Annotated in this window: 8 protein-coding genes; 2 read left to right on the forward strand and 6 right to left on the reverse strand. The window is 37.2% G+C overall.

Annotated elements, in window-relative coordinates:
• Positions 1-212 precede the first annotated feature (212 nt).
• Positions 213-650 carry a hypothetical protein gene (locus NYE58_RS32400; RefSeq protein ID WP_038596844.1) on the reverse strand — a complete coding sequence of 146 codons (438 nt, stop codon included), beginning with the start codon at positions 648-650 and terminating at the stop codon, positions 213-215.
• Positions 651-793: 143 nt separating this feature from the next.
• Here NYE58_RS32400 and NYE58_RS32405 point away from each other — a divergent pair, with 143 nt between their 5' ends.
• Positions 794-1,138 carry a helix-turn-helix domain-containing protein gene (locus tag NYE58_RS32405; protein ID WP_339289585.1) on the forward strand — a complete coding sequence of 115 codons (345 nt, stop codon included), beginning with the start codon at positions 794-796 and terminating at the stop codon, positions 1,136-1,138.
• Between the two features lie 142 nt (positions 1,139-1,280).
• Here NYE58_RS32405 and NYE58_RS32410 read toward each other — a convergent pair whose 3' ends face one another.
• Both NYE58_RS32410 and NYE58_RS32415 read right to left on the reverse strand, forming a co-directional pair.
• Complete coding sequence (locus tag NYE58_RS32410) at positions 1,281-2,195, reverse strand: HNH endonuclease (RefSeq protein ID WP_341003980.1); 915 nt, start codon at positions 2,193-2,195, stop codon at positions 1,281-1,283.
• Positions 2,196-2,483: 288 nt separating this feature from the next.
• Positions 2,484-3,107: a hypothetical protein gene (locus NYE58_RS32415; RefSeq protein WP_341003982.1), complete on the reverse strand. Its 624-nt coding sequence runs from the start codon at positions 3,105-3,107 to the stop codon at positions 2,484-2,486.
• 369 nt (positions 3,108-3,476) lie between these two features.
• Between NYE58_RS32415 and NYE58_RS32420 the strand changes: the two genes are divergently transcribed.
• The gene (locus NYE58_RS32420; RefSeq protein WP_341003983.1) at positions 3,477-5,726 is read left to right on the forward strand and encodes a dynamin family protein; all 2,250 of its coding nucleotides are present in this window, start codon (positions 3,477-3,479) and stop codon (positions 5,724-5,726) included.
• 294 nt (positions 5,727-6,020) lie between these two features.
• On the opposite strand, the gene brxL is transcribed toward NYE58_RS32420, so the two are convergent.
• The 3 genes from brxL to pglX all read right to left on the reverse strand — a co-directional run bounded on the left by brxL (position 6,021) and on the right by pglX (position 14,221).
• A complete protein-coding gene (brxL, locus tag NYE58_RS32425) occupies positions 6,021-8,075 on the reverse strand; it encodes a protease Lon-related BREX system protein BrxL (RefSeq protein ID WP_341003985.1) in 2,055 nt (684 codons plus the stop codon).
• Between the two features lie 18 nt (positions 8,076-8,093).
• On the reverse strand, positions 8,094-10,652 hold the full coding sequence (pglZ, locus tag NYE58_RS32430; protein WP_341003986.1) for a BREX-1 system phosphatase PglZ type A: 2,559 nt from the start codon (positions 10,650-10,652) through the stop codon (positions 8,094-8,096).
• A gap of 77 nt (positions 10,653-10,729) precedes the next feature.
• Entirely contained in the window at positions 10,730-14,221 is a 3,492-nt protein-coding gene (gene pglX / locus NYE58_RS32435; protein ID WP_341003987.1) for a BREX-1 system adenine-specific DNA-methyltransferase PglX, read from the reverse strand.
• Between the last annotated feature and the right edge of the window lie 57 nt (positions 14,222-14,278).

The following is a 14,278-nucleotide window of genomic DNA, read 5'->3' on the forward strand; positions in this document are numbered from 1 at the left end:
CAAATCTCCGCCACTTTTCGCTGGAGAGAAAGACCTGATAAGAACAGAAAAAAAGCAGTGGCGCCATAGCAGAGAAATACGACTTCTGCATGATCAACAGCGGGATCGCTGGAAAACGCACCTAGTACAGCCATAAACGCATAAATAGCAGTTAGGCCTAAAAGGACTCGATTTAATAGGTTAAGTGTACGATCCATCTCTTTTCCCATACTTTACACACTCACATTTGCGCTAATTTCTTGCTTCGTGGCTCGAATCACCATGAGTTCCTTAATATTTCGATAAATCGAAAATGGCGCGATTGCCCAGCCTAAAAACAGGGCCAAGACGGCTTTAAAGTAAGGGGCTGTTATAAACTTTCCAACGAACGAGTAGCCCCAAGGTACACTCAGCCCGAGATAACAATAGCCGATGGCTCCTACCACACCCGATGCTCCTGAGTGAACTCCAACATATACGCCAATAACAGCAAAGATGATGGAAATTACAAAACTAACGATTACTTTCCTCTTCGCCTGTTCATTATTCTCTAGCAGGCATTTTTCGCAAAGCATAACAGTAAATCGTTCCGAACATTCGGAACACATCCCTTTCCCACAGTTGTGGCACTGTGCAACCACACTCATTCCTTGATGTTTGTAACAATCCACCCATAGACCCCCTTTAATTTTTCCCTTAGTTTCCCAGATATTTTATCACATTGTTCCCATGAGGTACCATATTTAAATTTGTTCCTATCAGTCCGTTTTTGAGTCTGTCTTTATTCTTTAGACTCAAAGAAGAGGGGGGACGTATGAACATACTAGAAACGATCGGATTACGAATTCGAGAAATACGTGTAGAGAAACAATTGACGCAGGAAGCGCTCGGAGAGCGGATCGGGGCTTCGTATAGCTACGTCGGACGTATTGAACGGGGACAAAAAAATATTTCGCTTCAAACTTTGGAAAAAATCGCCAAAGCTCTTGAGGTAAGTGAAGCCGACTTCTTTACATACTCCCTTTCTGAGGAAACCAAACAAAGTGAAAAAATGAAAGAGATTCGGGAGATTACCGTCATGCTATACAAGCAGGATCTTCAATCAATTGTAAAGATTAAGCCTGTCTTACAGGAGATGTTAAAGCAAATGAAAAAATAAAGTACTTGGCGAGTGCCAAGTACTTTATTTTTTCCTAATTCTTAGCTTTGATAGTTCATTATAGGAATAAATTCCCATAGCTATCCCTCTCATATTAATAACACACCCCTCTAAACAGTAATCCAAAATTTCAACTGTTAAATTAGCGATATTCCGAACCGCCACCCCATATTTGGCGCCCACCTGTATGGGCAGATTTCATATGTTTTTCTTCCTCTACTGATTCCATATGACCTGGTTCCTCAGCATGATGCCAAACGAATCCTTCGGGTGTTTCTCCATTCTGAATTTGCGTAATCTGCTCGGAATTAAAGTTAGCTGCTAATTCAGAATTAGTCACAATTTCATTAGCTAATTGATCATTTAGGTAAGAAAATTGCACATCATCGGTTTGCAAATACAAACTCTCAGGAAGATCATAGTCATATACCTCATTAAAATCAGGAAAAACTCCCTTTGCCCATTGTCCATCAGGCAATTGTATTGTTTTCACTTCATATGGCACACCTGTTACTGGATGCTCCATACCTGCTAAATCCGAGTTAATGGTGTCTAATACCTCAACTTCAGATAAGTTATTTGTGGGTTCAGCCAAACCCGTGGCATCGGCAACGCCATCTGCTCCATCTAAAATATCGAAGACCCCGATAGCAAGAACACCAACCGCCGCAGCCATTCCAATTTTTTTTGCTCCACTTTTAACTTGATCCACATTTCTATTTTTAATACCAACTATCACATTCTTACCGTTTTCATAAACGTAGCCCACGCCATGACCGACATCTTTTGCTGTACTTAAGGCAGCATCTCCAAGCTCGAAGAACCCTTGCTTAACTTTATAATCATCCTTCTGGTAGAGTCCTACACCAACATCTACAGTTCCGCTTGCAATTATACCAAGAACAACCCCCGTTTTCGCAGTAGCACGTTCAGCCCCATATCCGATTTCTTTAATCGTTTGGCTGTTTGTTACCTCTCCTACTACCCTTACCGTTCCACCAATTGCTTTCCCAGTTACTTTTCCTGCGACCAACCCAAAATCTTTTAAAAATCTCATAAATGTTGACTCCTTCTAAATGTTAATACTTAGACATCGTTATATCGCCTGTTACTTCTTTTGATCTTATTAGAAAATCACATAAAATCAGAGAACTTTTCATAGTAATTCATGGTTTAAACTTCATTGTTGCCAATCTACTTGCCAAACTTATGTAAAGATTCACCTATTCGTTAAATAGTTTTTCAGAAAATATTACCTACTTCTATCAATTCATGCTTTACTAGGCTATTCCTCCCTATAGGTTCCAGAATTTGAGAATACAATAAAATTCCCTTTTCTACTCCATCATCTACGCTTACCAGTTCCGAAACTGCCTGATACGCGATAATTCATTGCATCTTCGGATTTAACGTCAGTATTCCTCTTTTTTGGGGCTACTTTTTTCATTTTTTGATTAGAATCTCCTGAAAATCTAATCCTCTCCTCCTTTGACATCATATACCATTTTACCGCTTGAGGATCTTTGAGCTTTTGCCTCATTTTTTTGTTATTGGTTTTACTTACTAAAGAGTCATTATCCTTACTTTTCTTCAACTTCTTATTAGCAAATTTTTTTTCTATATTTATTGGACTTGCCTTTTTTACTGCTACCTTAGAACTCAACGTATTCATATGTTGTTTTGGATACAGCCACTTGAGATCAAATCGTTTTTTATCATCAATAATGAAATACTTATTGCCATTAATATCTCTCATCGCAAGCTGGATAAATCTATGCTTGTCTTTAATAAAAATTGAATTAATGAAATCGATTCGGTCCTTTTCAAATGGAATTGGAAACAACACACCTGTCTTCTTATCTTGTTGACTCATCACTTTTGTAAACATTAGTTTTGAATGTATCAACTCAGAATAGGCATCAAATTGAAAACTTCGAGATTTACTATTCATATTTATTGTTTTTTTCAAAATAATCGCTTCTCCTTAACCCTGAACTATTAAATGAATATGAATAGAATAACTGTTCTATATTAATAATTCGAGACTTGACAATAAAGTCCTGTATCATTAAATTCGTATGTCATGACAGTAATATCACAGCAGAAGCCTCTTACCTTTACATATATATTTCTTTCAGATCAGATTCACATTATTCAGAAAAGCGTTTGTTATTATTAAAATCAATAGAATTAGCTATTGGAAATGCGATAAAGCATTTTTATCCACACATAAATATAATATAGATATGCAGATTTGCATATCCAATATTTACATTATACGAATAATGTGCTATAAATGACTTGTACCTAAATTTCCCAATCGAAAGGTGATGCTAACATGAATGATTTTGATTTAAAGGGGTTTAGAGAAAAACTGGGTTACACACAGGCAGAGCTTGCTTCAGTCCTACAATGTGGGCAAGATTACATTTCCAGGATGGAAAAGAACCCAGGAAACATGTCACTCGAATTCTTTATGAATCTATGTAGCGTGGCTCGTATGCTACCAAATGACGTTTTAAGCAACTTTAAGTTGGAACAGCCCAAAGCTCTTGATATCCCTAATGTATATGGTGAAGAAGCACTAAAGAAGGAAGCCTTGAGATATTACATAGCTCCGAAAATGAAAGACTACATTGAAAAGCCCGAGTATCGCTCAGCAATAAATAAAATCAATGAACTGGATGAATTAATTAATATTTATGGAGCCAAACCTCTTGTCGCATTACTTGGTCCATCCGATGCTGGAAAAAGTACTATGATTAATAGTCTTACAGGTATCGATGCTTTGCTATCTCAATGGACACCAACAACCTCATCAACTGTCTATATCAAACATATAAATGACAAACCCTCATGGATGGGGAAAAATAATGTGAGTATTTTCAAAGCAGAAACACATGATAAGGGTTGGAACTTTAGGAAAATTCACGATATGAACTATTGTAAAGCACATATTCTACATATTGGTGACTATGACATCTTAGAAAAGTATTGTAATAGAAACTCTGAAAATTCCCATAGAGAAGTTGACTCTGCTGTCGTATATTTAGATTCAAACATCTTATTATCTTGTGACATCGTCGATCTTCCAGGCTTTGGTACAGAGGAGATGGATGATACAGTAAGAGCACAAAGAGCTAAGGATGAAGCAGATATCGTATTGTTTTTATGTCAGAGTAACAGTTTCCTAAATAAGCAATCTGATATTTTGTTCTTAAAAGACGTAATCCGTACATTACCTGTTATTAATACGAAAGAAATTCCGTTGCTTTCAAATCTATTTGTTATTGCTTCTCAAGCCCACGTAGTGGGTCCTGAAAAAATTTCACATGTATTAGAAACTAGATCTTTGGCATTTTCCGAGCAACTTTCGGATGAATTAATTAATCAAATTTTCAATATTAGCAAAAAGAACTTTGTTGAGATATTCAAACGGAGATTCTTCTCTTATTCCCTTGATAATCCAGTTCTCCGTGAAAAATTTGAAAATGCATTTAGGGAACTTCTTGTAAATTTATTGCCTACTATTAGAAAGGCAAAATTAAATAAAGCTATTGATGATTTCAAAATAGAATCTCGAACTATATTTTCAAACGAAGTAAAAAAATATGAGGCGATATTGCAAGACCGTGAGAATTCAAGAAAAGAATATGAGAAGGCTGTTCAGGATAAGCCAAAAAAGTTCGGGGAAATAAACGTTCTTCGAAATCAACTCATAACCTTTATTGATAAGTCTCATAAAAGTAATACACTAGAAATTAAGCTTTGGGAAAAGGAGAACATTACGGAACGTTATATCGTGGATTTAATTAATGAGAAGAAATACGATAAAAAACAAGCTAAGGAATATCTTCTTTCCAATATCTCAGATCTTTATTATGCAAAAATGCAAGAAATACTCAAAGGTAGCGTTTCAGAGTTTAACAACATGTTAACTCAATTTTTTGAAGAGGTTGAGAAAAAGGCCAATTCCTTGAGCAAGATATCTGTCGGTGAGGTTCAAATACCATTTGATTTTAAAGGTGCGCTTGCTGGTGGTATTGCTGGGGCTACTGTACTCGGAGGCTTAGGATTATGGGCAGCTACTGTTGGTAACCTGGGCGGTTATATTCTTGTTGCTAAAGGCGTTAGCTTACTAAGTGCTTTAGGAATTTCAGTAGGTGGGACTGCGGCGGCAGCTTCCTTCGTAGCATTAATTGGTGGTCCAGTAACCATTGGTATTGCATTAGCATTAGGGGTGTTTGCGATAGCTACTTCTCTATTTGGTGATGGCTGGAAAAAACGACTTGCTAAAGAAGTAGTGAAAACGCTTGAAAAGAAAAAGGTTATCAACTCCTATTCAGACGCGATCGCTAAGTTTTGGAATGACAGTAAGATCGGATTAGGTGAAGTTGTTGAAGAAATTCTTCGTAAAATTGATGAACACTTGGAGAACTTAAAAACAATAATTGAAACTAATGATCCGAAAACTATCGAAGATATGATTGCATTGAACAAAGGGTTAGAGGATTTTTTCGGACAACTCCCCTGGGAAGGAAGTGAATCAACCGTTTTATTAATTGAAAACAACACGGGGAAGTATTAAAAATCGTTCAGTAACTAAGCATTCCTAATTGGGATACCAAATTTCTACCCCCTCATACCTGATTCTATAGGCGCATTAGCACTAAACATGGAACAAAAAAACAAAGGATGTCTCAGAGACATCCTTTGTGATCATAATGCTGTTATTTCTCACTTCGTACCCAATCTCCAATTGGATCTCCATCAAGCTACTATACTCCAATAACCGTATTCCTTACCTAACTAGAGATCATAATAGCCATCTTTTTCATCATTATATGTAAGGTAATAAACCATACCATAATTCCAAAAATAATCATCCCACTCCCAGTGCTTTAAATACAGCATCTGTTGGATCTGAGTAAAATACTGGCTGTACTTTAATAAGTAAGTCAGGCGGTACAGTCTGAAAGTCCACTACAGAAGAGGCAGGTATTAAGACTTTTTTCGCACCTGCATCCACACAAACCTGAAGTGTATTGGCAAATTCCTCGACCCTAGCAATTGTTCCACCAACAGTCATACTCCCAAGTACAACCATGCTTTCTTGAACTGAGCGTTCTAATGCGCCTGAGCATAATCCAATCAATTCAGCTATTGCCAGTTCACTCGTCAGCCCGATACCCTGTAGATCACTAATATGCATGAGATAGTCCTTCGTTTTTGTGCTAATCGAGCTACTAATACTTTTACTATTAGATGTAAAATATCGGTATGCTGTATCCAAGCTTTCTTTTGCACCTCGATGAGTCCCTACACCCGACTTTTCGAACTTACCTGTTCCTGAGACAACTTGATTCTCCAGCTTGTATACCCCAATCATACCAGAGTCACCATGTCCAACCGTATATACATGTCCAGGCTTATCCATTCCTTCAGGTATCAGTTTACCACCGCCTTGTTCAGGCACGGAGACATATTCTTCACTAAGCGTTTCCTTGTCTACATATGAGAAGTGGACATCATAAAACTCCATGCCACCGATCTTTTTGAGTTGTTCCTTGACCCGTCTTCTTCCCTCAAGGGCGTATTTCAGGATCTCCTCTACATTCTCTCTCGTATATTCTCCATTCGGATACAATAGCTTAATAAACCCTGATACTGTTTTACGGACAGCTATAACATCACGCTGATTCAGGTTATTTCCAAGCCTAAAGTAGCGATCAATCGCATCTGCAAATGAACGCTTCCGCATTTCCCTAAAATATTCGGCCATGTAATCAACAATGAATCCATACTTATCTGTAAAGAATTCTGGCCGCATTTTTGGAACTTCCCAACCTGGCAAGTAGTAATGCATTCGATCGAAGAAAGCTGAATCGTTTGCCATTGCTTCAGGAAATGGTGCAAACAAATGAGATGTCTTGATCAACGAATCCAGGCTTTGATTGATGTTTCCGAGGAAAACCATAGAAGCAGATGCTGCCTTTTCCTCTCTGCCGCGTGCAAACGATCCAGATGCCATGTAATCCTTCATAATCTGCACGCCATCTTTATCCTTCATCTGGATTCCAGCGACCTCATCGAAGCTTACAGTGTCCCACATTCCAACAAGTCCAACCTTCTTCGTGGACATGTTATAGAACAAATTGGCTACAGTCGATTGGCCACCAGATATCAAAATGGAGTTAGGTGAGATTTCTTTATAAACATGAGACTTACCCGTTCCTCGTGGTCCCAATTCACACATGTTGTAGTTATTCTCAACAAGCGGCACAAGTCTAAGCAGAAGATGCCATTTCACTCTATACTCAAGCTGAGTCGGTTCCATCCCTGTCGAGCGAATGAGTACATCGACCCATTCCTCTTTCGTAAAGCCCTTCCTGCCCTCGAGCACCTCGTTCAAATCCATATTGGGCATTTGAATTGGCTTTAGGCTACTGATACTGAATGGATTACTGTTCTTTACTTCTTCATCAAAAAAGTATTCCATCTTGAGCATGCACCATATCCCACCAGCAAGAAGCTTATCGTACTCCTTCACATAGTTCGGAGAGATGGGTACTCCTTTCAAACCCAAGTTTGAGAACTCCGCTTCGTAGGTATCAATCTTTGCATTCAAAGTTACAGAAACCTTATCAATTATGGAGTATTGTCCTTGCTCACGAATTTTAGACTTTATTTTCTCAGCTTCATCAGGTCTAACAAAATTTTCTGAGAGGATCTTCTTAACTCGCTCGATGCCCTCTCGGATGCTCTCCTCGTCATCTGTCGCTGCATACATCCCCAGCAAATATTCAAGAACATAGACGGGTACATTTGCTCCTTCTTTCATCAACTTCGTCAGATCTTTCCGAACGACTCTGCCCGAAAACACTTCATTCAACTTGCGGTCTAAATCGAATGATTGTTCTTCAACTATTGCTTCCATTCGGCTTCCTCCCTTCCTTTAAAAATCAAAATCACTAACAATACCTAAGTTTATCGAAAACAATGTTTTTTCCACGATAACATTCGTCTCATCATCTTTGGTAATAAGATAATACTTGCTGTTCTTGTCGTATGGTATCGACTTCAGAGCAAATCGAAGCTTAAATGTCCGTTCATCTGGCTTATCTGAGGTACGATCACATATTAGCATTTCCTCATTACTAATTATGGTATCCGTCTCGTCTATCATATAAATCTTCACTGTCCGAGGAACTCGTTTATCCTCCACTTTCTCCGTTTGGAAAAAGGTTAAATTGAACAGACTATTCGTGATCTTTCTTGTTGTGTTCGTGAGCTTCACGTCCACCTTCTCGATTTCGCGACTGTTTTTCTGTCCACTACGGATATTTTTAAATGAAATAAGCGGTACGACTATTTCTTGAAGGCTGGCTCCACCGTGAACAAAATTTGCTCCAGCTCCTTGTATTCTGAAACGGATCGTCGCTTTGGGAACATAAGTGGTAATCTGGTGTTCGTTCTTTATCAGACTATCCATATTGATATCAAGTAGACCGATTCGTTCTCCTTTTTCTCGCGACAAAAGATATCTCCGTTTGACCTCGAAGGCTTGAATACCTTCCTTTTCAACCTTGTCACTCTCTTCTAAGGCATCACGTTGATATACAAAACCATGGTCCGCAGTGATGAAAATGTTCGTACCGCTCAATTCATCCTTGATAATTTTAACAATATCGTACAATTCATCTATGGCCCTCTCCGCTGCTGTGAACGTATAAACTTCTGTTGATGCCTTGTCTCCCGTTGCATCAATACTATCATGATATATATACACCAGTTTTTTGCCCTTGAAGGTTTCCCTGCGAACAGCTTTATTCATGTTCTTCAGCTCTTGAAAATGAATTGACGTGCTATCGGCTACTTCCGCTTGGAGAATACTAACTCGATTGTCCATGCCGCTTGATGACTTACCATTCACCAGTACATTACCATTTAGATCGACCTCAAGGTTCATATGTGGAAGCAGTGATGCCATCCCCATTTTCGTAACAGAAGGAACTACACCTAACAATGGTTGAATGTCACAGGCTCCTGTCGTCTCCGAATTCAGCTTGTCGGTCAGTTCTGAAGCTATCTCATAACGCAGAGCATCCGATATGATAACAAATACTCGATCACCGTTAGAAATTTTCGGTGCGACAAAGCTTCTATAGAAATCCTTCTGGCTTTGAATACCTGGCAGTACCCAGCTGGATTTCAGCTCATCATGTACAGCGGCAGACCAATGGGAACTTAATTCGCCCATATACCAGTTTGTATACAGACTTTCAGCCATCACTTTGAGTTTCTTTAAGATTTCACTGTTCGAATCATTATCGTAAGCGAAATAGAACTTTCTATAGTACATATCCATCTTGTGATAGTCATTCACATACGCTCGGTACATGTCCACAGCTTGCGTTTTCGGAATACCCATACTATACTTCTTATGAAATTCGAACATCTTAACGGTGTAGTAGAGGGCCTCATAAATGGATTGATACCGCTCATAGTAATGCTTCGCTCTCCGTAAGTTAATTAGCTTCGTATATGCCTCATAATCCTCCAAACGATCTTCCAGGCTATTGGCAATGAAGATGATGATTGCCTTATCAAAGTACGGGAATGTATCCGCCACCTTGAATTCTTCGACAGGAAGCGAATTCACGATATCCGACAGTTTAATCTCCTTTTCTACGATTTCAGCATATTGATCATACATAAGATAATCCGTTTTGTGATGCATCCAGTGATCGATGAATACCAAGGCATTTGACTTGTTCCGAGTAGCGATATAATTTTCGATCTGTGAAAGTCGATCTTCATTAACCACATAGCTCAGCGCAGTGACGGTCAAGTGGATGAACAATGTTTTCAATGATTTTCGAGTTGGCTCGTAGCCATACCGCTCGGCTACTGCATTCCAAAATACATCTATTCCGACATACTTCGCAATCGAATCTAAGTGTTTATTTTCGCTGTCATCAAGTGAATCCATCAGTACAACCTTCAGAACATCCTCGAAATCGGGAGTCTTGAGGTTGCACAATGCACTCATGATCATCAATTCAATTGATTCTTCAGTAAACGCCGACACCTCAAAACCTTTGAATCTCTTGACCCTATCTTTGCTTCCAAAGAACTTTTCATATTTCTTCACCACGCTCCGAAGAGATGGATCGATGTTTAGTTCATTCATGATAAGGGATATCTTGTCCGCATAAAAAGTCTTTGAATACAGAATTGTATCCAGCAACCAATTGCCTTCCATGCTAATATCCAAGTTGGAATAGATCAGATAATTCGTGGATGGATCCTCTTCTTCGAGCAACACCTTCGTATAAAAACTGTTGCCTTCGTTCAAAGTACGAACCCTGACACCCTCAATACCTATTTCATGTATATATTCAGCAAACTCTTGATCTTTATCGAACCAGAAGATAATCTTCCTTTGTTCGCCCTCATTGAGCGATTGATGAAAGGCTTGTTGCAGTGCCTTTGTAACCTCTTCCATATTCATAATTATCAACACCTTTTTCACCAGGCTAAAAACAGGGATATGCCAAGATTAACTGGCATATCCCCATTGTACCCAATTTATTTAATTGGAGCGAGTAAACCTTCGAATTTAGCATAGTTAACAGCAACGCCGTCATCGAGGTCAATCTCGATCTGCATGTCTGCCATGTGATGAAGCTTTTCATCGTATGCCCGAAGTTCTTCGATTTTCAGATCAAGTGACTTTAACTCTTTCTTCGCATTGGCAATTTCTTTAGTTGTTCCATCGCCATTAATAAGATCAAGCAGGATTTTCTTTTCTGCATCCATTCGAATCTGAAGTTCATGCAAATAATCGGTTCTGATTCTTGACAGAGTAGACTTGTCGTATCGATGCATGTAAATTAAGCAGTTGAACGCTTTTTGTTTTCCAGAAGTAAACAACCAATATATGGGCTTTTTCTTATAAGTTTGTAGATGATCCTTGAAGAAATCATTTAGCATATATCGTCTAATTGTTTCAGCAATTGTTTCCTCATCCTTCTTGCCAATTGAATTAGCAATATACTCAAGATTCTCTATTAAAGACTCATTGCCAAATGTAACTTTTACAAATTCAATAATTATTGATACTATATCATCATCAAAATAGGATCCATCGAGAACTGGAATAATATTATCAGATACAACTGAAAATACCTCATAATTTAAATCATTAAATTCTCCTCCTGCAAAGATTAGACCTTCTTTATCAAGAGAGTATCTACCTAGGGCACATCCAACAGCGTACGAAATGAAACTTTTCATTGTCCTTCTTATTTCCAAACTCTCATCAATGGATATTTCAGCTTTGCTCACTTCAGCATTCAATTCCCCCTGAAGTGCGTATAATTCAATGAAATAACGATTAATATCTTCTGCATTACTCTTTAATTGCTGATACTTTTCTTCTATATAACAATTGTAAGTATCAAAAGCACTTCGTATTAAGTTGTTATGAGCATCAATCTTCATTATAGGATGTTTCATAAAATCATATGATATTTCTGATGCATCCCAATCAAACTTAGAAATTGCTACATTTTCTTTTACTTTCCTAATAATTTCGGAGTTATAGTCTGATATTAAAGGTAACGCTTCTACGTCACGAACCTGATAATTTAGTGTAGGATTAATAAATTTCATTATTGAATGTATAACTTTACTTGTTAATAATCCAAGTAAATAATATTTTTCTTCTTCATTCTCCACAAAGATAATAGGTCCAGCATCCCCAAATAACGTTCCAGACTTATTTTCTCTAAATCCAACACTTGAAGAAGTAACACGGGACCACGTAATTCCTTCTCCAAAATAGCGTTTTTTGTCCCTTAGTCGGTAATTTGTTGATGTATTTTTTATCTTTTCCCCATTATTTTTCAAGTTAATAACATAGTCATTATTTCCATAATAACTCCTATATTCTCCGCCTTTATTTATTGGGAACCATGTATAGTCTGACATTTGCGATGCATCCTTGCAATTAAACCCAATAAATTCATAATTAACTTCATACCACAATTTTAAATGTACTGGATCCTTCCCAGTCATAATTCCTGATTTCACTTCGTAGTAATCTGATACTTTCTTTGCTTCAAAAATATCAACAAACTTCTTATTAGCCCAATATGCAAAAGGGCTCCCTGGAATTTTGCTAAATTCATTCTGGTTTGAAGAAAACCTATTTTCTAAATTAAAAAATTCACTTTTCTTTTGGTCTCTTCTGCTATAACAAAATTCTACTAATCTTATTGCTGTCATATTAGTTTTTGGGATAGAATTTTTGTTTACCCAGGACACTATTGGATTATGCCCAACCTTTCCATCAAACAATTCTGTACCAAAATCAATAAAAGTATCAAATTGGATTCTTCGTAACATCTCATTTCTCATATTTTCAAAACTCTCTAAAAACATCCATGAATTCGTGGTTATTAACGAAATATATCCTTCAGGTTTTGAGTATTCATTTACAATTTTTTCATACATAACCATAGATAAATCAGATTTAGTATTACTATAGTTCGTTTTTACATATTCATTTAATAATGGACTCATTCTCCCATTACCCAAATAAGGGGGATTAGTTATTACAATATCATACTTTTGACTCATAATTTCCGCCTGCTTCGCTAACTTGGGAAGAATTTCGATTAACCTATTTAATATTTCTAACTGGAACAAGTCATATTCATTACTACTGACCATTTCCGATAATGACTTAACTAAGGATTTATAGTCCCTTTCCTCAATGTGTAGAATTGAGCCATATTCTTTCGCATCATAGTAAACTGATATCAAATATTTAGCTGTTTCAATCTCTTTATCCCCTAACTGAGGAAAATCATTATCATATTCAACCTTATTCAGTTCATTACTCTCCATAATTGTACATAGGTTGTGTTCCAATCTTTCATCTAATATACGTCTGTTATACTTTCTTGCTTTCATAAATAAAGCGAAACAAGCTAATTGATATGCTCTATCATCAATATCTATTCCGTATAGATTTTTTTGTAAAATAAGTTTGGCAGCTTCTCGTTGTGTATATCCACAAGACTCATAAATTTGCATTAACACTTCAAAGGCATAGACAAGAATATGCCCACTACCCATACAAGGATCAAAAAGTTTAATCATCTCTGGATTCAACTTTTCATTTTTGATTAGAGAATTTCTCATATCATCTTTCGAATTTGATTCCACAGCAAGATAATAATTCCAATTTATTTTCAAATCACTATCACAATGAGTCTCCATCCATAAACGCCCCAATGAGTTTTCAACCATATATTGAACAGCCCAATCAGGAGTAAATAATTGAGTTGCCGCTGGTAATAATTGCTTTGTCACTTTAGTTTTATTCATGTCCCCATTATAAACAATTTCATTAATTTCAGTATTATAATATTGGTATAACCATCCTATAATTTCAACTTGCTCCCAATCAGAATCAGAAATAACCTCTGTATCCGTCATTTCAAGTAGAAATGAATCTTTCGCCAATAATCCATCGGGAAAAAGAATTTCTTTATAATCTTCAATCGTTTCAAACATGAATGGAAGAACATTATTTAAACTGTTGCACTGTTTGATAATTAAGTACTTAAAAAGTTCCTCCGTCTTGTTATTCAACTTCAAATCATAAACCAGTTCTTTATCAATATCTAAGTCAACCGTCAATGCATCTTTAATAATGTCTGGTTCAGAGCTATCAGGGTTGCTGGAGGACAACACTCTTACCTTTGTAGGCAAATAGTTATTCACCTCCATAAACCGTAAGGCAGTGAAACGGTTAAACCAAGTGTGTGCTACTTCTTCTATAACTTGTGAATACCCTATTTCCTTTATTCGGGATATCAGCTTTTCCCGCTGCTTCTTTTCAGTTACAGAAAGCTGTTTACCATCAATATAAATAGCATCTGAGCTTTCAAGCTGAGATTTTTTGATGCTTTCTTCGATAATTCCTATTCTAAAAGCTTTAGCTTTTACTTTCTCAATCAGTTCTTTTCGAGCATTCATAGCAAAGTTTTTCAATGCTGTCTTATTCATATGTGCTTTCACCAACCCATTCTTGATTGTGTTTATAAAATGCCATGGCCTTAGACC

The sequence above is a fragment of the Paenibacillus sp. FSL L8-0708 genome (assembly GCF_038009325.1).
GTDB classification, from domain to species: domain Bacteria; phylum Bacillota; class Bacilli; order Paenibacillales; family Paenibacillaceae; genus Paenibacillus_AQ; species Paenibacillus_AQ odorifer.

Bases quoted from the DNA above. Each gene is read 5' to 3' on its own strand.
- NYE58_RS32405 (WP_339289585.1), top strand. From the start codon at position 794: ATGAACATACTAGAAACGATCGGATTACGAATTCGAGAAATACGTGTA.
- NYE58_RS32410 (WP_341003980.1), bottom strand. From the start codon at position 2,195: ATGAGATTTTTAAAAGATTTTGGGTTGGTCGCAGGAAAAGTAACTGGG.
- NYE58_RS32420 (WP_341003983.1), top strand. From the start codon at position 3,477: ATGAATGATTTTGATTTAAAGGGGTTTAGAGAAAAACTGGGTTACACA.
- brxL (WP_341003985.1), bottom strand. From the start codon at position 8,075: ATGGAAGCAATAGTTGAAGAACAATCATTCGATTTAGACCGCAAGTTG.
- pglZ (WP_341003986.1), bottom strand. From the start codon at position 10,652: ATGAATATGGAAGAGGTTACAAAGGCACTGCAACAAGCCTTTCATCAA.
- pglX (WP_341003987.1), bottom strand. From the start codon at position 14,221: ATGAATAAGACAGCATTGAAAAACTTTGCTATGAATGCTCGAAAAGAA.